General features: G+C 39.9%; 15 protein-coding genes, 1 tRNA gene and 2 pseudogenes. 8 read left to right on the top strand and 10 right to left on the bottom strand.

Features of this window, described 5'->3' with window-relative positions; translation table 11 throughout:
* Nucleotides 1–27: 27 nt before the first annotated feature.
* The 4 genes from J4856_RS10680 to J4856_RS10665 all read right to left on the bottom strand — a co-directional run bounded on the left by J4856_RS10680 (nucleotide 28) and on the right by J4856_RS10665 (nucleotide 3,463).
* Nucleotides 28–513 carry a hypothetical protein gene (locus J4856_RS10680; RefSeq protein WP_044081115.1) on the bottom strand — a complete coding sequence of 162 codons (486 nt, stop codon included), beginning with the start codon at nucleotides 511–513 and terminating at the stop codon, nucleotides 28–30.
* A 316-nt stretch (nucleotides 514–829) separates the two neighbouring features.
* Entirely contained in the window at nucleotides 830–1,756 is a 927-nt protein-coding gene (locus J4856_RS10675) for a hypothetical protein (RefSeq protein WP_025838263.1), read from the bottom strand.
* A gap of 124 nt (nucleotides 1,757–1,880) precedes the next feature.
* Nucleotides 1,881–3,149: a phage integrase SAM-like domain-containing protein gene (locus J4856_RS10670; protein ID WP_025838265.1), complete on the bottom strand. Its 1,269-nt coding sequence runs from the start codon at nucleotides 3,147–3,149 to the stop codon at nucleotides 1,881–1,883.
* Nucleotides 3,150–3,389: 240 nt separating this feature from the next.
* A tRNA-Ile gene (locus J4856_RS10665) sits at nucleotides 3,390–3,463 on the bottom strand.
* Between the two features lie 38 nt (nucleotides 3,464–3,501).
* Here J4856_RS10665 and J4856_RS13350 point away from each other — a divergent pair.
* Genes J4856_RS13350 through J4856_RS10655 form a run of 3 tightly spaced genes read left to right on the top strand, consistent with a single transcriptional unit; the run spans nucleotide 3,502 to nucleotide 5,437 of the window.
* Nucleotides 3,502–3,630 carry a hypothetical protein gene (locus J4856_RS13350; protein WP_262502747.1) on the top strand — a complete coding sequence of 43 codons (129 nt, stop codon included), beginning with the start codon at nucleotides 3,502–3,504 and terminating at the stop codon, nucleotides 3,628–3,630.
* On the top strand, nucleotides 3,627–4,598 hold the full coding sequence (locus J4856_RS10660) for a bifunctional riboflavin kinase/FAD synthetase (RefSeq protein ID WP_025838267.1): 972 nt from the start codon (nucleotides 3,627–3,629) through the stop codon (nucleotides 4,596–4,598). The genes J4856_RS13350 and J4856_RS10660 overlap by 4 nt, the downstream gene beginning before the upstream one ends.
* An 11-nt stretch (nucleotides 4,599–4,609) precedes the next feature.
* On the top strand, nucleotides 4,610–5,437 hold the full coding sequence (locus J4856_RS10655) for a CPBP family intramembrane glutamic endopeptidase (RefSeq protein ID WP_065367733.1): 828 nt from the start codon (nucleotides 4,610–4,612) through the stop codon (nucleotides 5,435–5,437).
* 218 nt (nucleotides 5,438–5,655) lie between these two features.
* Here J4856_RS10655 and J4856_RS10650 read toward each other — a convergent pair whose 3' ends face one another.
* The 5 genes and pseudogenes from J4856_RS10650 to J4856_RS13475 all read right to left on the bottom strand — a co-directional run.
* The gene (locus J4856_RS10650; RefSeq protein ID WP_025838269.1) at nucleotides 5,656–6,735 is read right to left on the bottom strand and encodes a DUF4876 domain-containing protein; all 1,080 of its coding nucleotides are present in this window, start codon (nucleotides 6,733–6,735) and stop codon (nucleotides 5,656–5,658) included.
* Nucleotides 6,736–6,867: 132 nt separating this feature from the next.
* Complete coding sequence (locus J4856_RS10645; protein WP_065367734.1) at nucleotides 6,868–8,274, bottom strand: hypothetical protein; 1,407 nt, start codon at nucleotides 8,272–8,274, stop codon at nucleotides 6,868–6,870.
* 16 nt (nucleotides 8,275–8,290) lie between these two features.
* Nucleotides 8,291–9,748, bottom strand: coding sequence for a hypothetical protein (locus tag J4856_RS10640; RefSeq protein ID WP_025838270.1), 1,458 nt, complete (start codon nucleotides 9,746–9,748; stop codon nucleotides 8,291–8,293).
* A gap of 16 nt (nucleotides 9,749–9,764) precedes the next feature.
* A complete protein-coding gene (locus J4856_RS10635) occupies nucleotides 9,765–12,188 on the bottom strand; it encodes a TonB-dependent receptor (protein WP_025838272.1) in 2,424 nt (807 codons plus the stop codon).
* A 1,067-nt stretch (nucleotides 12,189–13,255) separates the two neighbouring features.
* Nucleotides 13,256–13,449: pseudogene (locus tag J4856_RS13475) on the bottom strand (IS4 family transposase); the annotation flags it as partial.
* Between the two features lie 531 nt (nucleotides 13,450–13,980).
* Here J4856_RS13475 and J4856_RS10630 point away from each other — a divergent pair.
* The 3 genes from J4856_RS10630 (at nucleotide 13,981) to J4856_RS10620 (ending at nucleotide 18,678) form a co-directional block, all read left to right on the top strand.
* On the top strand, nucleotides 13,981–16,287 hold the full coding sequence (locus J4856_RS10630) for an outer membrane beta-barrel family protein (RefSeq protein ID WP_025838276.1): 2,307 nt from the start codon (nucleotides 13,981–13,983) through the stop codon (nucleotides 16,285–16,287).
* Nucleotides 16,288–16,301: 14 nt separating this feature from the next.
* On the top strand, nucleotides 16,302–16,466 hold the full coding sequence (locus J4856_RS10625) for a cysteine peptidase family C39 domain-containing protein (protein ID WP_081764315.1): 165 nt from the start codon (nucleotides 16,302–16,304) through the stop codon (nucleotides 16,464–16,466).
* 91 nt (nucleotides 16,467–16,557) lie between these two features.
* Entirely contained in the window at nucleotides 16,558–18,678 is a 2,121-nt protein-coding gene (locus tag J4856_RS10620; RefSeq protein ID WP_025838278.1) for an outer membrane beta-barrel family protein, read from the top strand.
* 107 nt (nucleotides 18,679–18,785) lie between these two features.
* On the opposite strand, the pseudogene J4856_RS10615 reads toward J4856_RS10620, so the two are convergent.
* Nucleotides 18,786–19,286: pseudogene (locus J4856_RS10615) on the bottom strand (transposase family protein); the annotation flags it as partial.
* Nucleotides 19,287–19,431: 145 nt separating this feature from the next.
* Here J4856_RS10615 and J4856_RS10610 point away from each other — a divergent pair.
* Nucleotides 19,432–20,211: a peptidase associated/transthyretin-like domain-containing protein gene (locus J4856_RS10610; RefSeq protein WP_065367735.1), complete on the top strand. Its 780-nt coding sequence runs from the start codon at nucleotides 19,432–19,434 to the stop codon at nucleotides 20,209–20,211.
* Complete coding sequence (locus tag J4856_RS10605) at nucleotides 20,177–21,736, top strand: TonB-dependent receptor domain-containing protein (RefSeq protein WP_065367736.1); 1,560 nt, start codon at nucleotides 20,177–20,179, stop codon at nucleotides 21,734–21,736. The genes J4856_RS10610 and J4856_RS10605 overlap by 35 nt, the downstream gene beginning before the upstream one ends.
* Nucleotides 21,737–21,893 lie beyond the last annotated feature (157 nt).

Below are 21,893 nucleotides of genomic sequence, written 5' to 3'. Positions count from 1 at the left end.
GAATTTAAGCCCTCCTCCTATTCCTGTTTAGATGGCTACATTGTAATCTCGTAGTAATTCTATATTTTCTTCCGTCCTTGGAATTTGGAAATATATTTTTCCTTTCCACAACACTTTTTGAGCTGTAATGTAGTTAGACCTTCCTCTGAAAAGAGGTGTGAACTGGATGCCCCAGTCTTCTTCCAGCATCAACTTCAGCACTAAGAGGGCATAATTGGTTCCCTCTTTCAAAGGCTGAACTTTCATAGGCGAAGAGTCAAAATCAGTAACCTCACCTGATATGAGGTAGTTCATCAAACCTTTAAAACTTGTGTCTTTAAGTTCGTACCTAAATCCTGCCACTTGCTTACTCTCAATCCAAGCACATGGCTTGTTGTCCTTTCCTGTATAGAATTTGACAGATAACTTCTGCCCTGCTTTCATCATCGCTTGGAGTTGGTTGTAAGCTCCAATGTTGTCATACTGGTTTTGTGCTTTCTGTGAAGTCGGTAATGTGAATGTTTCTTTACTCATGCTTTCTTTGTTTTGAGTTACTGTACTTGCAGATGTCTCTGCATTGATTATTTCTAACTTGGATTTATTTACTAACATATTATAAAATCACTTAACCTTTACAGCGATAGGTTCTAATTTGCCAATATATTTTCAATATTGACACCAACACGTATTAAAGGAATAAGGGATTTTTACTGTCATATTCTTTGTCCCTTGTAGATAAAGATGAAGTTTGGTACAACGAACAGATAATCTCTATAATAAAGTACTGACACAAAAAAAGGAAATGACGTTCTAATTTGTCATTTCCTTTGAAAAAGTATGTAATCGTATGCTATTTTATAATATCAAAGTTACACCTGTATTCTCTTTCCTTTATATGCTTTTGAATGGGATTATTTTTGCCACTTAATAGACTTTTGATAGTTGATTGTAGGTTGTTAATTTGGTAGTTCTTGTCTTGTTTATCAAGAATCCCAAAGGTTGTTAAGTACTTCTGCAAAAAATTGCATTGTGCTATTGTAACTTTGTCTTTATCTTGAATTAAAAACTTGCGTATATAAAGAAAAGAACCCAGCATGAAATAATTGAGGTGAGGATCAGTACTTTTTCGCCCACGTTCATCAGAGTATAACTCCTTTAACTCTTTTTCAGCTTTCTCTACGGTAATATCTCCTAAATCTTTCCGTAATATTTCGAATAATTTTTGGGAGAGCCACCATTCATAATTACCCAAAAATACAGGGCTATTATTGCCAACAGATATTTTAATATTATCCCACGTCCTTTTACGTCCTTTACACAGTTCAATAAATAGCTTTAATTGGTCTGGGCGAATTCTACGTGAATAAACAAAATAGTCATTCATAATATCCTCGTGTATTTCGGAGAAAAGATGATGTTTGTCCCTATAATAGATTGCAGCCATTAGACACAGTGCTTCATAATAAATAGCACTACCGTCTAATTCAGGAATGAAAACAGATGAGAAAATGGAATAAAAATCTTTCACTTGCTTTGCAAATTCTGTTGTTATGGGAATGGCAACGCAATCGTTAGTTTCTAAAGCAAATTTCTGTATATCTACTTTACCTTCTTCGGTAGTTGCTTTAGCAAGTATTTCAGCTTCGTGCTTAAAGGGATAATGTTGCTGGAGTATCAAAGAAAACTCTTCGCTAAGTTCACTATAATCGAAACCATAGCATTCATGCAAACCTGCATACAATCGTTTTAAATCTATGATGGGAAAATCTAATGTCATTTGTCTTATTTTTCTTGCAAAGGTAATAAAAAGACTCCACCTGCATTAGAGCCGATGGAGTTTTCTTTGGGTGACATTTTCTAAACAAGGGGTATAAAACTTTTTTTCGTTATATTCTGTCACATTATTTCCCGAACACGTATTTTACGACTTTTGCATTTGCCTTATTCTCATTCGAGAAATCACGCTCAATGTAAATGTCGGTTACTCGCATAGATTCGTCAATATGATTGAGGGCTTCGTGTACCACGTATTTGCTTACTCCAACTTTGTTAAGGGCAATGGTAGCCCAAGAATGGCGTGCAGCATAATATTCTAAATCCTCAATTTTAAGAATACTACCAATCTCTTTCAATCCCTTGTTGATGGCTTTGTTAAAGGCTTTCTCATTGACATAATTCTGGTAGAAATTGAATATCCGTTTGCCTGTTGTATCCTTGTACTTCTCAAATAAAGGATGCAATATCTTAGGAACTGTTACTATCATCTTAGCTTTATCCATTCTCCTGTCTCTCGTCTTAGTACGATAGTAAGTAAGCGTATTGCCATCATATTCGGTTGCGTTAAATAAATCCACAGAATTTATTCCTATCATGCAAAATGAGAGGATAAAACAATCCTTTGCGAGATTGAAGCGGTTGGTGTGATGTATGCCTTTATAAACTGTCTGATACGGTAACTGCTCTATCTTACGGATTAATTCTGCTGTGATAGCTCTTTTTCGTGTTGCCTGCTGTTTGGGGATTTGGAAATAAGCAAATGGGGTATTCTTGATACGGATTAGCCCTTGGTCTGGCTTGTTGTATTGCTTTACAGCCTCCTTAAACAATCTACGAATGCCCATCAAGTAAAGGGAGGTGCTGCGAGTAGAGGGAACACGCTTGCCTTTCTTTTTCAATTGTTCCGCTCGTTCTTTGCTTTCATTGAGTAAGAATGCCATAAACTCTTGCAGAAAATCACTTGTAATTTGATGCGTGTACAGCTTCTCACTTTTGTTGAATCGGATGAGGCTGTTAAGTGCGGAGGTATAGTTGACTGCTCCCTTTAACGTGGAATTGGCAATCCATTCCTTAGCGAACAGGATAAAATCTACTGGTTTGTCGCTTTTGTCCCTGCTGTTCAGTCGTTCTACAATCTCGTTTACGTCAAGCGGCTCTGTTTCTAAGTGCATTTCATTAAACATCTTACGGTAATGCAGGATAAGTATGTCCGCTTCCTGCTTGATAAGAGAATCTTCCTTGATAGTAAACCTGTCAGTTAAATCGGATTTTGTTGCAAACAAACTTGTGGAAATACGCTTTACCTTACGGTCCTTCGTAAACCTGATGCGGACATTGTAACTACCATCTTGCCTTAACTTGTCTCTCTGAATTTCTGCTTTAATTGTCAGCATAATCTCTCGTTTTGAGGTCAACCTCGGGTCAACAATAGGTCAACAGGAGGTCAACAAGTGGATAAATTAGCTGAAATTTTGCTCAAAATAGCGTGATATGTGCGTTCTAAACTAAGGAGAAGATAGAGGGATTTTACAACAAATGAACCGTTATAGCCATCATAACCTACTGATGAAACTACTTGATTACCAACAAAAAAGAGCCTTACAGTATAGTGTAAAGCTCTTCTTTTCCCTTTGTGGACCAGCCTGGGCTTGAACCAGGGACCTCCAGATTATGAGTCTGTTGCTCTAACCAACTGAGCTACAAGTCCTGAATTTTACAAATTCGGGTGCAAAGATAATGAAATAAATGGAAAAAGGAGAAAAGATAGTAAGGAAATTTAATGTTTTAACACATTTTGAATGCGATAGCGTGGGTTTGTGGCTGATTTGGAGTACCTTTGCAGGTAATAAAGAATTTTTAAGACAAGAAGTTTGAATACTATATATATTAAACAGGGCGAGGAGTACGAGCTGGGTGGACAGGTGACTACCATTGGTTTTTTTGATGGTGTGCATCGTGGACATCAGTTCTTGATTCGTCGTGTCATTGATGAGGCTGAACGAGTAGGGATGGCGTCAGCTGTCATCACCTTCGACCAGCATCCGCGTCAGGTGTTGCAGACTGATTACCAACCAGAATTACTTTCGACACTCGATGAAAAGTTGTTGCTACTCTCGAAGACGCATATTGACAATGCTTTTGTGTTACATTTTGATGCTGCGTTAGCATCACTCTCTGCGTATGACTTCATGCAGGAGGTGTTATGCAAACAGTTGAATGTGAAGAAACTTGTCATTGGTTACGACAATCGTTTCGGGCATAACCGCTCTGAACGTTTTGAAGACTATGTTCAGTATGGTAAGGCGTTGGGCATTGAGGTTATCGGTGCCGATGCCTTCCTGCCGGATGATGAGAAGGTAAGTTCATCGATCATAAGAAATTACCTTCGTGAGGGAGAGATTGAGGCAGCCAATCGCCTTTTAGGTTATCATTATTCGATAGAGAGTCGCATTGTGACTGGCTATCAGAATGGGCGTAAGATGGGTTTCCCAACAGCTAATCTCGATGTGAATGATTGTCATCAACTCCTTCCTGCGCCGGGTGTTTATGCTGTGATGGTACGTCTGAAGGATTCTGTAGGCTGGAAACGAGGGATGATGAATATTGGAAGGCGTCCAACCTTTGATGGCACAACGTTGTCGGTTGAGGTGAACCTCTTCAATTTTACGGGCAATCTCTATGGGCAAGAGGTCATTGTTAGCTTCGTCAGCAAGATTAGGGATGAGCATAAGTTTGACTCCTTGGAGGCTTTATCAGAGCAGTTGAAGCAAGATAAAGACCATATCAACCGCTTATTTGATGAAGCTTATAAGATAGAAGAGAATATTATTAATAAGCAGTAAGATTCGTAAAAATGAATAATAAAAACGTGTTGAGCGCAGCGCTCTATATCATCTTATTTGTTTCGCTTTTTGTCTTGATACAAAGCCTTTCTCTGTTTGCAGGGAGTCAGTTCGTCAGTCTGTTGAGAAGTCCGCAGGCTACGAACGGCGTTGACATGATAAAGGATGGTGAAAGCCTTGCAATGACTGCGGTTGTCAGTAGTCTGATAACGTTTGTCTTATTTGTTGCAACAAAGTGGGCACCCGTCTCTCGCAACTATTTGAAAACGCGTCCATGGGGCGTATTCATTTGGTCGGGCTTACTGGCTTTAGGTTCTATTCTTCCCATGGAGTTCATCGTTGAAAAAATAAACCTTACGATGCCCGAAGGAACACAGGCGATGTTTGAAAGTATCATGAAGGTTTCGTGGGGATATATCGCTTTGGGCATCATGGTTCCAATAGCGGAGGAGATTGTCTTTCGTGGAGCCATTCAGCGGGTTCTGCAAAATGCACTGGGTGAGCGGAACCGATGGATAGCAATTGTCATCCCAGCACTCATCTTTGGCGTTATCCATCTGAACTTAGCACAGGGTCTGCATGCTTTTGTTATCGGTTTGTTGTTGGGTTGGCTGTATAGTCGTACGAATAGTATCCTTCCAGGTCTTGTCTTGCATTGGGTAAACAATAGTGTGGCTTACCTCATGTTCAACCTCATGCCACAGATGAATGATGGAAAGCTCATCGACTTCTTTCATGGCAACAACCGTATGATGTACGGTGGTTTGTTCTTCTCGCTCTGCATCTTTGTGCCTGCGCTGTTCCAACTGTGGAAAGAAACAGATAAAGGTAAAAAGTAAAAGAGCTTCGGGAAAAGTAAACAAGTGGTATAAAGGACATCATAGCATCACATTAAATTCCGGAAGATCTTAAAGGATTCCATGATGCAAATGAAAGAAGCATTTCCCCTTTCTTGCTAAGCTACGAAAAAGGCTGTATTAAACCAGGAGCAACCTGTTTTAATACAGCCTAATTTCTTTCTCAATATTTAATCTTTTCGATTTTTATCCTTTTACTTTTACTTTACCGGGTTGCCCTTCTCATCTTTTCTTGATAGCGAAGCAACTTTCACTTCAAAGTCGGCGGTTGTGTTGTTGTCATCCACGAATTTCTTACCATCCCATTTTCTGATTAGCGCCAGACCAGAAGAGATGGGGTAATCGCTTTGCTTTAAGCTAGAGAAGGACACGTCAGTGACAGCATTGTAGCCTCTGTCGAGCTTACTTGGTCGCATCTGGAACATACGACGAGGACAGATGGTGATACAGTCGATAACACATTCGAATGGTATTTCGATAGCATAGAAGTCGCCGAACGCACTACTTGTCACGGTGATGTAATGCAGGTAACCCTTGCCATCCTTTGTGTCAGCATAGTTCTTCTTAAACTCCTCTGGTGTCCACGGCAGTTTTATCAGGGCAATACCATTACTCTCAGAGATGTGAGAGAACTCGTAAGCAGGACCAATGTTGCCACGCGAATCAGTTGATGTCAGGATGGCGTTCATGTCTGGCACGTCAGGATTGTTCTTCTTTCCCGGGTCATAATTGATGTTTGTCCACTCGAAATCAGCCTTACTCAAGTCTAAGAAGGCATTCAATCCGCCATACATACTCAAGTCCTCACCTTCCAATTCAGCTTCAAACTTAGCCTTATGGTCAATGGCATACTTTGCCACGATGATGGTTTGTCCCGGTTTTACGGGATAGTCAGTACCCTTACCAGGGAAGTAAGAGATACCCGCTGCACCATAGTAACGATTAACGAAATCGTCTTTCGGTGCAAATTGTATGGCTTTACTTGGTTCGATGGCATTATCGCAGAGTGCCAATCCATCAAGATATTTCACCTCATCAGTTGGGTTAAAGATGGCAATATACTGGTCGTCATTGTACATTTGGTTAAGGTTTTTCATACCCCACGCCCGCACATCACGATACCAATAGTGTCCTACATAGAACACCTCTTTAATAATCAGATGGTCTAACTTCGTCTTAGAGGTGGATTGCTTCACCGGCATTTCATTACGCGTACAGCTATTCAAACCTAAGAGTGTTAGCCCGAAGAGCAGGCACACAGCTATCTTCTTTTGTATCATTTGTTTTCTTCTTTTTATGTTTATATCATTGTGAGCAGTGGGAGGGACGGTTGTCCCGAGGAGAAAAGCTTGTGAGTTACAGACGTATTGTTTCAATCAATGTGACAACGTTATCCACTCCCTCTGTCCATGTTACAAGAACCAGTTTCCGAAACCAGAGCCACCACCAATGCCGTGGGTCTGTACATTCTGCGAAGCTTCCAACGCATCTAATGATGACAAGCCTATTTCGTGACCTAAGTAGAAATAGAGTGGATCGTTCGGGTCGATGGTTGTAGGGTCAGTATCAAAGCTACTGCAGAACACTTTGATAGGGATATTAAAGCGGAAAAGTTCCTTCCATTCTGAATCTGCCCCATACTCCTTCGGTTCATCGGGGTTGTAAGCCTCCGAACAGATGAACGGACTGCGGAAGACATAGGTTGAATGGCGATTAAGATACTCGTCCTTCGGTATCAATGCCTTCTTTCCTTTCGGGCATTTCATCACTCTTACAGACAGATAGAACTTTGGTAAGAGGTAAGACGGACGTGTATAACGGCCCGCTTCACCCGTTGCAGGGTCCAAACGACGTGTAATCTCTAATGGCCACTCTTGATGAAGCGCATCGTTTTCATCGGCATCAATATCGAAATTGAAGTGTCCCTTCAGTCCTACACGGTCTTGGTCGTAAGGTGCAACCGCCCAGTCAGCATCCTCACGGGTCAACGGTGGGAGCAGACGTTGGTTGAACAACTCACGCGCTCCGTCAGCCATTGCGTTATGAATCCACGTGTCACGATAGGTATATTCAAATATCTTCGGAGTCAGTTCGGCACGTTCTTTCCACGTTGTCTTATTCGCAAAGAGTGGAGAAGGTACTGGTGTCGTGTCGACAGTACCGCCCTTCTTCCAGTCACCAAACTTGTTCTTCTTAGGTTTCCACGTACCACGGCAGTCCATTACCTCGTAAGGATTACCCTTATCGTCGACCTCGCTCACCGTGAAGAATATCTGATATTCATCAGAGTGGTCGAGAATATCATCGTTCATCAGCTTACCCTCCTTATCGAAGAAGTAGAGGCAGAGTCCCCAACGCTTCAGTTTTCCACCGATGATACGGATGTAATCGGGTCCAGTCTTACCATCGCTCTGTTCAAGATACGTCACCGTACTCTGGCGCTGCACCTCAACCGTAGGCCATTTTGCCGTATTGTTGCGGATAATGACAAACTCCTCCTGCTTCCAAGGGGCGTTATGATAGACGAAGTTACCGTGCATCATACCGTCACCGTGGGAGTGTCCCTCCTTAAACATAGCCAAGCAGGTAGCCCAACCATTGAAAGCTCCGTCTGGGTCAGGGTTATTCACCTGCCCAGAAACCTTAATCTTCGACAGACTATCTACATAACGGTCTGCACCGCTACGTGCTAATCCCTTACTTTCTAAGGGATTTTCGTTATAATCAACATGTACATTGCCAAACACAAAGTTGTCACATGAAGTGAAAACTGCGGCAACGCATGATAATAAAAGAATGTTCTTGAATATCTTATTCATCTTTCCCAATTCGTTTTTACATCAATACTACGTTATGTCTGTACTGTGTGAAGAAGTCTTGTGGCTGTGTCAGCATACGCCAGAGCTGTGCCTTGTTGGCAGCAGGATAGAATCGCTTAACATCCTCAAAACACTTGTCTTCACCGTCCTTGGTATTGGCTATCACACGAACAGACAGCGGATAGTCGATATCAAAGCTATCCCAACCGGGTTGTAACTGGTTGAAATCCCATAGGAAGCTATGCTCGCTATTGTTCGTATTGCAGTACTTTGCAGGTTTTTCCGACTCTCCCACGTGCTGCTGTCCTTTGTTAAGAATGTGGCAGATACGCACCTGCAGCTGGAAAGCAATGTCTGATTTGTGGAACTGCATGACGCCCTTAAAGCCCAAGCGGTCCATGTCTGAGCCGAAGTCTAAGCTGCGTTTCTGATGTAGTAAACCCACGGTATGACCATAACGCTGGCGTGGTGCCTCTGTGTCTGGGTCGGTGAAGTCATCGTTATAAGCTTCTGTAAAAAGTTTTCCGAGTTCTTCTTCCACTGGATCTGTGTCACGATACTCGTAGGTAAAGACCTCTGGCGTAATCTTATTTAGCTCCATTGGATCAATAGTTTTGTAGAGATGATAGGTCTTTCCACCGAAGTTATAAGGCTGCAAAGCCTCTGGTTTTCCCGATACCTCAATCGACTTCCATGCCAACTCACTATCGAACGGCACCAAATTCTGTCCCAATGTGTAGCCATCAGGGACATAGATGTTAGAAGTTGAGAACTTTGTGGCAGCTTCCATTGCTCCTCCTTTCTCCTTAAAGGTGTATCGGTCATAATAAGTAGGTAGTGAAGCCAACGAACGTGGGTATGCCATTTGCAATCCACGCACCTCCTGTCCGTGTCCTGCAGAGCTACTATCTGCCACTGCTTTGTTCAAAGATGCGTTACCAATACCGAAGAAGTGCTGGTGAACAAGGAGTGTTGCATTGTCTTCATCAGGCACGTTATAACCGTCTTTATCCTTCATGAAGGGATAACCTGAGAACTGATGGTTGATGAGCATACCGTTTTGATCGTAGTACTTCAGCTCCAATCCATAGTAGATATCGTCTGAAGCTATTACGTCAAAGCAGTCGCGCTCTGTCGTAATCGTCATCTGTCCGTCGTCATCTTTGGCAATATCAATCTCCTGCATGACTGGGATAGAGGTCGCACCACTCACGAGATGATAGGTGTTATACGCTTGAATAGAGTCGTTTCCGTCTGGTCCAACACCAATCATTCCCCCCTTATAGCCCATTCTTAAGATGGCATGAACCGCATAAATCTGCTCATGTCCCTTCACATCTCGCTCAATAGAGGAAGGTGGGGCTACTATAATCTTTTTGAAGAAATCGTCAACTTGGTCGTTAGAGCAACTTCCGAAGAGAAGTCCCACTGCTGCCGTGGCAAGTATGAGGCGTATGTCTTTATATAGTTTCATATTCTTTTTCAGCTAATTAGAACTTAAACAATGTGCGTAAAGAGAAGTTTGATCCGCGCTCATGGGCGTAGTATCTGAAGCGGTCGGTGTACTCCTTATAGAGTGCGTTGAGGATGTTATCACCGACAATCATAAACTTCAACTCTCTATTCTGTGGTAACGCGATTCGGAACTCAGCCGTACCATTCAGTAGGAAATAGGCTGGTGGCGAGTCGGGAACAAGGTCTTTATCGGGATCAAAGCGGGTCTGCTTGGTCACGTAGATACCTGAGAGCGACAGCGAAGAACGATACTTATGATTCTTCGTCAGCGGTAGGTCGTAGGTAGCTGATAGTCCGTAACGGTCTGATGGCATGAAAGGTAGCCAGTCATTATGGGTCAGGTTGCGTGCAAACATCCATTCTCCCTTGCCGACAAAGGTCAGTCCTTGCAGCGGCTTCACGGTTGCTTCGATGTCACCACCATAGAGTTTCACATCGTCTTGGTCGTAGATAAACTTCGGATACTTACCACTTGGATGGTTGTGGAAGCGGTCCTTACCTGTTCCGATGTGGTCGTAGATATAGCTATTGATACGCTGGAAGAAGACACTTGGCTCTACAGAGAACCATGTGTTCCTATACTTCGTACCTAACACGAGTTTATAACCACGCTCGCTGGCAAGATTCTTGTTGCCTACTACCCAATAGGAACCGTCTTGCAAGCCAATGGCATAGAGCTCGTTGATATCTGGTGGACGCCATGACCAACCGATATTCGCACGTGCATCCCACTTGTCACTGAACTGATAGTGGGTGGCAAGGCTCATGGTGAAGTTACTATAGAGTTTGAAGTCGTCGTAGTAGGTATAGTTGCTGAGGCTGCTATAGCCATTAACCGACAACACACGGAAGTCGTAACGCATACCGAGGGCACACTGCAACTTACCAAACTCTGCCTTATGAAGGAAATATCCACCCATCGACAGGGCTGCAAAGTTAGGAACAAAAGCAGGCTGTTTCGTACCTGGATAGTTGAAGTTCGTTTGGTAGGTATTAGAAAGACCAGCATCAGTTGTCATCTTCCATAGTTTCCATTTCGCTTGCCAAAGTACGTCGAACTTATAGGTTTTCAGCATCAGGTCCTGCATTGGAATCCAACTCCATTGTGTCTTCTTTCGGTTTTCGAACTCTTGACGGAGATTCTCTTGGAAAGATAGCGTGAAATTGAGGTGATGGTTAGGATTAAGTTCCCATTTCAGTTCACCCTTCAACGTCACGTGTTGCGACTGCTGGAACGGCGGTTTGATTTCGTAAGAGAAGGGTTTAACGGTCTCTGGATCAGGGCGTCCGTATTCAAATCGCTTGATCAACTGTGATAGGTCGGATATCTTACTGGCGTAATAGATTCCGCTTCGCTGATAGTAGATACTTGAGAAGAGCGTTGCCGTGAGCTTCTTTCCTTGCCAACCAGCTAAGGCTGAGAAGCTGATGGTGTTATATCCCGTATTGTTCAGTACGTAGTCGGCTGTATGATAGTCGCCTCCTTTGGTGTACATTCCGTGTAGACGCAGACCAAACTGCTTATAACCAGTCTCGATAGTACCCGATCCACTGAAGCCACGCGCATTGGTATCGTAACCCATATTGACGTTTCCATTCACCTTAATCTTCTTGTTTTCGTAGGGTAGGGGCGCATCATTCAAGAGTACCACACCACCCATTGCACCGAAGCCATAGCGAATACACTCGGCACCTTTCACCACTTCTACCATGCTCGAACCTGTATAGTCAAGCTCTGGTGCGTGGTCGGCACCCCAACTCTGGCTTTCTAATCGTACTCCATTGTTCATCAAGAGAATACGACTACTGTGCATACCTTGTATAACAGGCTTTGCAATCGTGTTTCCCGTACTGATGGAACTGACGCCAGGAATGGTTTCAAGGAGTTTTGCCAACGACGTTGCACCGCCTTTCTCCAATGCTTCCTGACTGATAGCTGACGATTGTTGTAGGACGCTCGTGTGACGTTTCAGTGCGGTGACAGTGACATTATCTAATTGTTTAGAATCATCCTTCAGCTGTAAGGTTATCATGCGGCTGTCGGGGATGCTGACAACACGTGTCACCGTCTTATAACCTACGTAGGAAACCGTCAGTTTCATGCGGTCGGTAGTGCGCTTGAGTTTAATCGTACACCTACCATCGATGTCCGTCACCGAAGGGTTGGAAACGCCTTCGCAACGAACAACGGCACCGATAAGCGGTTCTTGTGACACTTCGGAGACAATCCGAATGGTTACAGATGTCTTGGCATCTTTGTCTTCTTCCGCCATAATCTCCTGTTCATGCACTGACGCAGCTTGGGCGTAAGTGGGCGGGAATAAGAACAGCGAACTTAAGAGAGTGGCGGACAAGTAGTATTTGACACGCCTTTCATAGTTCAAATTTGATTTGTTCATATACTCAGATTACAAAATTGTTTGTTAGTAAATAGATGCAGAATCCCCCAATTGTTACATCGGAGGGGAGTGAATCTATATGGGTTTACTCAGGCCTCAGACTAAGCCGCAGGTGTCTGCAAAATAAGTCAGTCCTGTGTTTTCATTTTTACGAATTACGGCTGCAAAGGTAGGGATAATCTGTATATTGCCCAATACTCATAAATAGTGATTTTTTCTTATCACTATTTCTTGGTATGGGAAGAAACTACATTATAAAGCCATCTCAGTGCCTCTTTTTATAAACATAAAGTCATGGGAAATTTTTAATTGATGCTCTTGAGCATTTCAATTAACGCCCAATGACCTTCTAAAAGGTGCCCTTTAAGCTTCTTGTTGACGCCCTTTAAGGCCCTTGTTAACGCCCTTTTAGAACCGCCTTTGTAACCTCTTGAATATTAACAGCTTACAAAGGTGCAAAAATCGCATATTTTTTGTGCTTTTTCAGGCTAACGACTTGTAAACTTGTAAAGATAATTCAAAGAATAAAAGCAGCTCCATGCCGCTCCTCCCCGACGGGATAGGGATACAAATTTGCTATAGTTTAGGGTCGTGTTTTCAGTAGGACGAGTTTATGAATCGTTTCCAAATTACGCTCCCTTCTCCTTTTTCGTGTAGGGTAGGGCTGCGCCTTTTCGGTTTAGAAGTTCTGTGTCTTTTTTCTTTGGCTCTATAACGAATCGTGTGTGTTGATATTCCATCGGTTTGGTGCGGGTGCTCAGCACGTTTGGTGCGGGTGCTTAGCACATGTGGTGCGGATGGTATGCACAACATGTGCGAAGGGTTAACACCATTGCTGTATATGGAAGGGTAGGGATTTAATGTGCGTTAAGCATATTGAAATGAAGGTCAATCTGGAGTTGTGTCTAGTTGGAGGCTATAGCTTTCAACAATATTTTATGCTCTATGACGAATTACCCACACGATTCGTTATAGAGCCTTTTCTTTCTTTGCTATCTGTGAGCAAGGTTTCGCCCTTTGCATTTTCGACTTTCCTCTTTCTCCTTCGCATTTTGAACTTCGAATTAACCATTAATACGGAAATGGCAAAGAGGAAGAATCAGTTTTACAGCGGAGATTCCATCGAGTTTCTCCAAAGAAAGCCTACAGAGTAGATGACCAAGACCAAATGTTGAGAAAAGTGAGAAAATATCGCTGCTTATATTTCTTTAACATTCAAAAACTTGGAAGTTTTGATTAAATTGTCTAGATTCGCATCCATCAAAGTTACTCTTAAATTTAAAGATAATCAATGCTGTATAACACTACAAAGTTACCAACAATTATTGAAAAACAGTTGTTTCAAGCTAACTTCTTGAGGGTGTGAAACTTTAGTAAATATATTTACAACAGAAATAATCAAATCGACAAGATTATAAAACAGCCCTCGCTGCCAAAAGGAGCAATGCTGGAAGCTTTAAGAAAGTGATAATTTTTAAACAAAATGGAAATAGATAAAAAATACTCTATTGATGCTTAGATATGAATAATTCATTGGAGGATATATGGAACTCAAATGAAAGTTATAGTCTTTACTATATAAAATCAACAGATATCCCAAAAGACTCGAATAGCCACTCTTGCAAAGATTTTCAAAAGTGCAGAGAAGGGAGACAAGTATGTTATCGGGATATAGTTATGGAATATGGCAAGGATAAATGGTATTACCCAGACACTAAATGTCCATATATAACCAAGAATTAGAAACTCTATTCAGTTCGTAATTATGCAATAATAAATAAAGATAAGAAAAATGACCCCGAAACGTGTATTTACCATCGCTCTCTTTTGTTGTATATGTTTTATGACATACGCACAGAAAAGTTATTACGGAAAAGTTGTTGATAGCGAAGAATGTGCTATCTCTTTTGCGAATGTAGAATTACTCAACGACACTGATTCTTCATTTGTAACAGGTGTCATAACAAACGAAAAAGGAGAGTTTAAGATTGAGAATGCAGCTAAAGGATTACTGAGAGTGTCGTGCATTGGATACGTCACCAAAACAATCCGTGCAAAAACTGATGAACCTCTTTGTATAACCCTGATAGGTAGTGCTGCGAATCTAAACGAAGTAGTCGTAAAATCCGACAGGCCTATAACACGCATTGAAGGAGACGCTTTAGTTACGACGGTAAAAGGAACTATTCTTGAACGATTGGGTAATGCAAACGATGTCATCGGCCGTTTACCGGGTGTGGTCAGCAATCAAGGTGGTATAGAGGTGTTCGGAAAAGGTACACCAATAATCTATATCAATGGTCGTAAAGTAAATAACAACAATTTGTTGGAACAACTCAAATCAAATAAAATAAAGAAAGTGGAAGTTGTAACAAATCCTGGAGCACGCTACGATGCCACTGTAAAGGCGGTGATACGCATTACAGCAGAAAGGGAGCAAGGCGAAGGATTGGCAATTGATAACACCACTAAAATAGGTTATAGTGACTATCTTTATGGTTCTGAAATTGTCAATATGAACTATCGCCTCAACAAACTTGACATTTTTGCAGATGTGGAATATTCGAGAAGAAAAGTAAAAGGCACAAGCAACAATCAGCAAAACACTTGGCTTGCCTCTCAATACAGGCAAGATATTGATATGCAATCAATAGGGCGTTCACAGACATACGATGGGCGGATAGGCTTCAACTATACGTTCTCGCCAACTCATTCACTGGGTTTGTATTATAAACTAACTCACACACCAAGTAAGGCCTGGAACTTCTATCAGTCGAAGTCGTGGATAGACAATGTATTGGAAGAAGAGAGTGCCATTGTTCACAATACCGATAATCGCACTACGATGCATAATATTGATGGATATTACACCAATACCATTGGCAAATGGACACTTAACGTAGCCTTCGACGTATTGTGGAAAAAAGGGAAAGCAGAAGAGCACAATCAGGAGGTAAACCATAACACAAACAATAGAGCCATCACATTGAACGATAATAGCAATGCCCGAATGTTTGCAGGCGAGGTGCATCTGTCAAGACCATTATGGAAAGGACAAATCAGTTTTGGAACGGAGTATTCTAATAGTCGTCGCAATGAACGTTTTATCAATATTGAACATGTATTGGCAGATAATCTACCAATGATACAAGAAAACAATACAGCTGTATATGTGGAGTTGATGCAACGATTTGGTAAAATTACTTTCCAATTGGGCAGTCGCTACGAGCATATAAACAGCAACTATTATCAGAATGGACTTAGAATTTCCGAGCAATCTCGCATCTACGACAAACTCTTCCCAACGGCTATGCTGGCAATGCCGATAGGAAAGGGTATGATACAACTGAGCTATGCCAAGAAGTATAATCGTCCGCTGTATTCACAATTGAGCGGTACTATCTCGTATGTCAATCGTTATCTCTACGAAAGTGGCAACCCATTGTTGCGTCCGTCATACATCGACAATATCTCGCTCAATGCACGCTACCGCTGGGCAATGCTGATAGTAAACTATATGCACACAACAGACAAGATTATGACATCGGCAGTAAACTTTAACGGAAGCACTGCAACCTTGTTCAAGAAAGCAAACTCAGAGTATAATATGGACGAGTTGCAATTGATGATGCAACTTGCACCTCAATTCAAACGCTACTATCCTGCATTGATGGTTGGTATTATAAAGCCTTTCTACAAAGAAATTTACAGGGGCGAAGTGAAGCATTTCAACAAGCCGATGGGTATTGTTCGCTTCAACAATCTCATCGTATTAAGTCCTACTTGTATGCTTAGTGCCGATTTGAGCTGGCGAAGCAAAGGTAATGGTGAGAATTTAGATGTGGGGAAAACATGGCAAATCAATGCTGGCGTAACCAAGCAATGGGGACAGCACTGGAAGGCGAAGCTTTTGTTAAATGACATTTTCAATACAGCACGCAAAAATCAATTCACACTTTATAGTGGTGCAAGAGAAATCAACACAGAGAAACGCTTAAATACCCGTGCTATAGAATGTATCGTTAGCTATAGTTTCAATTCCATCAAGTCGAAGTATAAGGGAAAGGGAGCTGGTAATAAAGAAAAAGACAGACTTTGACAAAAACATATAGAATGAATTGTATTTTACAACATGACACAATGGAGTGTGGCACAGCATGCTTAGCAATGATATGTTCTTACTTTAAAAAGGATAAAAGTATGAACTATCTATCAGAACAATGCTTTGCAACTACAGAAGGTGTTTCGCCACTTGCTATTGACAAAGTTGCTTCGTAGTTGGGATTAGAAAATAAAAAAACTGTTCAATGTATAAAAGGAATTTATCAGAATTTCTTCCTGATTTTTACATGTATAAATATTTAAGTCGATGAAAAAGATAGTAACCTTATTAGTCTTTTGTGTAAACTTTTCCTTTTGTTTCGGTCAAAACGAAGTAAAAGACAGTACTTTTCTTACAACCATAGCATTGGACAATGTTGTGGTGAAAGGACATATGCCACGTGTGAAAACTAAAGGGAGTGTTTCCAAGATTCAGGTTGCCAATACTGTGCTATCGAAAATGGGTACGGCAATGAGAATGTTGTCGCATACACCGGGTCTGCATTCGGTTAATGACAATATAGAAGTAAATGGATTGGGCGAACCTATTTATGTTTTGGACGGACGACTTTTGTCCGATGCGAAGGTTCTGTCCACGTTGCAAGCCGACAATATTAAGAGTATAGAGATAGACAGAACCCCCTCTGTAAAGTACAGTCCCAACGGACAACCCATTATTACCATTACAACCATTAAGCATATTAATGATTTTATATTTCTTAGTGTTGGCAACTACTTGAAACAAACAAGAATGTTTTCAGATGTAGGCATCCTCAATGTGATGGGACAATATAAGGGTTTTTCTGCTAACCTATCCTATATGGGTGGCAAAGATGGTAACAAGAATAAGGAAACATATTTTCGCAACATCTATCGTGATGACATATTCTCCATTGAGCAAAAGCGAGAAACGCCTATAACAACCTTAGCTCATAAGGTAAACTTCTCTGCGGATTATCAGTTGAATGCCAAAAGCAGATTAGGACTTTATTATTTCTATCAATTCAGCGATGAGGATAATAAGGCATTTGGTACAAATTTGACGAGGTGGCAGCAACAAAAGCAATGGAGGAACATAGATAGACAAGGTAGAAACTTGGAGAACATACATAGCGGAACGTTGCAATATGTTTATGCAAGCAATAATTATAATATTGACATTTCTCAGGAAATAGCTTCCACGAATATTAATCATAATCTGCAAACTTCGGAAAGCGATGCAAGCTTGTCTTCGCTTACCAAGAGTCATGGCAACCGCCGTTATACTGTCTATACAACAAGTATTGACAATGGATTTAAACTTCCATGGAATATCAGTGCTATGGCAGGAGTTCTATATAATTATGTAGATTCAAAGTCCAAAACAAATTCAGAAATACCATATTTGAATGTGCATAGTTATATCAACGATATCAATGTAAAAGAATCAAATCCGCAAGCCTATTTGTCATTCACTAAAAGTTTCGGCAAATGGATAGTCATGCCTGCGATGCGCTATCAGTATGTGCATAGAACCATTAGCAGTGTTTCGGGAATAAACATGGTGGCAAATCAAATCAAACAACACTTTTCTACGTTCTGCCCTGTAATCACTATAAAGTATCGACCGAATGATAATTGGTTCTTCCAGTTTAATTATAGAAGAAATCTTACACAACCTAACTTTGCCCAACTAAACTCTGGACTTGTTTATCAGGATTCACTTCTATATAGCAAGGGGAATACAAATCTTGAAAACGAAACTATGGATCGCTACACACTAAGTTCTACATGGAAAGACTTAACCCTTTCATTGCGTTATACTTATAGAAAGAATCCACTTGTGAGTGTGCTTGAACAGATAGACGCAACGAGCAATATCCTCTCTTCTTATTCCATGAATATGAAGAAAGCAAGCGATTTCAGGGTGATATTGAATTATTCTAAAGCTATTGGTAATATTGAACTCTCATGCGAGGGTGAGGTGGTGTTCTCACATGGAGAATATGTGTTTAAAGAACAAAAATACAGAAATGACAAAGTTGCTTTCAATGGGCAGGTGAATATCAATTATGCTCTGACCCCGAGTATTTATTTGTTTACAGATTATACTTATCAAGGTAGAAATGAGTATTTGTTGTATAATCAGAAGAGTATTCATAGTTGGAATATGGGTGTTGCATCGTCATTGCTGAAGAATAGGCTGAATATCAATTTAGCTGTAAATGATATTTTGGGAAAGGCTAATTACAACAACATTCTGTATCACTTCAATAGTATAGATTGGGGAACGAGAGGTAAAAATGATATGCGAGGCGTGGAACTTACAATATCTTACACAATCTTCAATAAAGAAGTGAGTGTTAGGACAAGCAGGAAGAATGAAAGTATTATACAACGTACCATGTAATGAATGAGATGCGGAAACGGCACGATCTATAGGACTTGATTTTGTTTCTGTTCAAATAACATTAGTCGAATTGATGTCCAATAAATTATGTTCAATTTCGCATTGGAACCAAAATCCTGCTTGTAAGAATACTTTGCATCGAACTTGTGGGCAGGAATAAACTGATGATCAAAGTCCAAGTCAACATGGCTGCCCACCTTTATAAGCCCCATTCTTCGTATCATTCTTAAAAGTAAGATGTTTAACTTCTCTGCCGTGTTGAAACTGTAAGATTTGCCGGAGGTTTCGCTCTTATAGACAACATTCTCTTCGGCAAGCTCCTTCAGTCCGCGCCCCACTGTGTCGGCACCAGGTAATTGCGTATCAGGTCTCTGTCTGAACTGTTCTATAAGCACATTGATGTCCTCAAGGCATTCTCCACCACAAAGGTAGCTGAAGAAGAGAGAACCGAAAATGCTTCCATGACTAAAAGCCCTATCACTACACCCACGTTTGCCCAATACAGATTCTGTGAGTTTTTCAAAGCCCAACTTTGAGAAGACATCCATAATATGATAAATTCCTCCGAAAGAAGTGATATTCTCGTTTTTAATAGCTACCTTTGTCATGTCAGATTTTGTCTATTTGTTATGTTTGCAGCACTAAGATAGGTGAAAATTCTGACATATCCAAGTGTTTTGAGGATATTGTTTCTCAGGCACTTGGAGTTCTTAAAAGATTTTACGCTGCGGAATTAAGGAAACAAAAGAAATTATGAATACTAATAATAATAGACGAAGCATATTAATTATAAAATTTCTTATGCTTTCACTTTGTACTTTTGCACAAATAAAAGGAATAGTAAGAGAAAAAGATAGTAATTTACCTATGGAGTTTGTAAATGTTACTCTTCTTTCCGTATCTGATAGTGCTTTTATAACAGGAACCACTACGGACTCTTTGGGCATGTTTATAATTCCAAACACCATAACCAATGGTATTATAAAGGTAAGTTACATTGGCTGCAATACTCAATTTAGGGAAATAGTACCTGAAGACACCTTATATAATTTCTTCTTACAGCCCAATGAAAGCCTTTTAAAAGAAGTTGTAGTAAAAGGAAGAACCTACTTACATACAGCAAAAGGTATTATTGCAAATATAGCTTCTGGACCATTGGCTAAACTTGGTAATGGTTTAGATGTGTTATCTCATCTTCCCTTTATTATAAACAAGAATGGAAATATTAGTGTTTTGGGTAAAGGAAAGCCTTTAATCTTTATCAATAATAGATTGGTGCGTAATCTAAGCGAATTGAATCAAATAAATTCTTCTGATATAAAGCGAGTAGAAATCATAACCAATCCTGGAGCTGAATATGATGCTACGATAAGTGCTGTGATAAAAATAATCACATCAAAACCCATAGGAGAAGGATTTGGCTGTTTGGCTAATGCAGGTTTAAGTTTGGAACGTAATTTGTCTCATTATAGTGGACTAAACATAAAATATCGCAAGAATGAATTTGATTTTTTTTGCGGATTTACGATATAATCGAACATCATCAGAAGCTAAGCAGCTCTCAAATCGAAGTTTTTTAACTCAGCAGGTAAATGAGAACATAGATATGCAAACAAACGCTTTCTCTTGGAATGGCTCAGTAGGGCTTAATTACGAACATAGAGATAAGTTGGCTATGGGTGCTATATATAAGTATACATCTTTACCTAATGAAACTTTCACAACTAATGATTATGTTGAAGTTAAATATATGGGACATCTTAAAGATTTTATCTCAAACGATAAAAGGAAATCTGTAATATACAGTCATTATATAAATAGTTATTTCTCTTATTATTTTACAAAAGAGGCATATCTAAAGGTTGATTTTGATTATATGAATTCATCTAATGAGAGTAACCAAGAGTATTCTCTTAAAAGCGAGGAAATCCATTCAAAGAATCATAGTAATAATATGCTATATGCATATCGTGCAAAGGTAATAAGTCCTTTGTTTGGTGGGACTTTGATATCTGGAACAGATGGGGCATTTACTACAAATAAAAATCGTTATTCAATACTTGATGGTACAACCTTGCAAAATAGCTTATTACCTACTTCCAATGTGGCTAAACAACAGCTATATTCTATTTTCTCTGAATATGAAAAAACTTTTGGCACACACTGGGATATAAGTATGGGAATCAGGTTTGAATATATGAATTTTAATTATTATAACAATAGCAATAATTCAACAAAAGATTCTCAGAAAGATAAAGGCTTTTATCCTTCTGCTGCTATTAATTATAAAAACGATGATGTACAGATGACGCTTGCATATCGTTATACGACATTACGTCCAAGTTATTTTATGCTAAGAAATTCTGTTGAGTATAATAATCCTTATGAATATGAAGGTGGGACTCCTAACCTTTTACCACAGAAAACCAATATGTTTTCATTTTCATTAGGATGGAAAGATTTTCAAGTAATGGCAAATTATTCGATGATGAAAAATAGTACAATGTATGTATACGACAGATACAATGGAAGTGATACCATTGCTATTTTTCATACTCAAAACATAAAAAGTTCTCAAACCTTTGATATTGCTTTATATTATTCACCAGTATGGTTTAAAATATGGAGACCATCATTTACAATAGATTTTACTAAACCTTTTTTGGTTTACAATAATAGTAAATATAATAAGCCCATTTATTCTTTTGTGTTTGATAATATAATAACCCTGCCTAAGCATTTCCAAATAGGAGCAGATATGAGCTTTAATACATGTGGAAACTTAGATACAGACTTAGCTTATTATTCTCAAAATTTCAATTGTAATGTTCATTGTGTAAAAGAATTATTTAACGAAAAGCTTCGATTAAAATTTGCAGTTAATAATTTATTTAACACAAGTCGTGAAAAATGGAGTAAAAACACCAATAATATAATTTTAAATAAATGGAACGATGCTAATAGATGTACGTTTGTCTTCACTGCAAGTTATCAGATAAATCCAACTAAAAATAAGTACAGAGGGGAAAAATCAAGTAATGAGTTAAATAGACTATAAATGAGTATTGTATTTATAAAGTAACATGATCATATTTTGGTGTAAAATTTAAGCTAATAACTTAGAATTACACTTTTGCGTAGTGAAAAGGAAAAAATATTACCTTTGCAACATCGAAAAACAAGCGAGGTTGTCGGAATCTTATGATGTTGACTCC

Origin of the sequence: Prevotella scopos JCM 17725 (assembly GCF_018127785.1) — a bacterium.
GTDB lineage: Bacteria > Bacteroidota > Bacteroidia > Bacteroidales > Bacteroidaceae > Prevotella > Prevotella scopos.
This window is presented reverse-complemented; position numbering and strand designations above follow the sequence as displayed.

Bases quoted from the DNA above. Each gene is read 5' to 3' on its own strand.
- J4856_RS10680 (WP_044081115.1), bottom strand. From the start codon at position 513: ATGAGTAAAGAAACATTCACATTACCGACTTCACAGAAAGCACAAAAC.
- J4856_RS10620 (WP_025838278.1), top strand. From the start codon at position 16,558: ATGAAAAAGATAGTAACCTTATTAGTCTTTTGTGTAAACTTTTCCTTT.
- J4856_RS10635 (WP_025838272.1), bottom strand. From the start codon at position 12,188: ATGAACAAATCAAATTTGAACTATGAAAGGCGTGTCAAATACTACTTG.
- J4856_RS13350 (WP_262502747.1), top strand. From the start codon at position 3,502: ATGGAAAAAGGAGAAAAGATAGTAAGGAAATTTAATGTTTTAACACAT.
- J4856_RS10640 (WP_025838270.1), bottom strand. From the start codon at position 9,748: ATGAAACTATATAAAGACATACGCCTCATACTTGCCACGGCAGCAGTG.
- J4856_RS10675 (WP_025838263.1), bottom strand. From the start codon at position 1,756: ATGACATTAGATTTTCCCATCATAGATTTAAAACGATTGTATGCAGGT.
- J4856_RS10625 (WP_081764315.1), top strand. From the start codon at position 16,302: ATGAATTGTATTTTACAACATGACACAATGGAGTGTGGCACAGCATGC.
- J4856_RS10645 (WP_065367734.1), bottom strand. From the start codon at position 8,274: ATGAATAAGATATTCAAGAACATTCTTTTATTATCATGCGTTGCCGCA.
- J4856_RS10650 (WP_025838269.1), bottom strand. From the start codon at position 6,735: ATGATACAAAAGAAGATAGCTGTGTGCCTGCTCTTCGGGCTAACACTC.
- J4856_RS10670 (WP_025838265.1), bottom strand. From the start codon at position 3,149: ATGCTGACAATTAAAGCAGAAATTCAGAGAGACAAGTTAAGGCAAGAT.
- J4856_RS10630 (WP_025838276.1), top strand. From the start codon at position 13,981: ATGACCCCGAAACGTGTATTTACCATCGCTCTCTTTTGTTGTATATGT.
- J4856_RS10655 (WP_065367733.1), top strand. From the start codon at position 4,610: ATGAATAATAAAAACGTGTTGAGCGCAGCGCTCTATATCATCTTATTT.
- J4856_RS10610 (WP_065367735.1), top strand. From the start codon at position 19,432: ATGAATACTAATAATAATAGACGAAGCATATTAATTATAAAATTTCTT.
- J4856_RS10605 (WP_065367736.1), top strand. From the start codon at position 20,177: ATGAATTTGATTTTTTTTGCGGATTTACGATATAATCGAACATCATCA.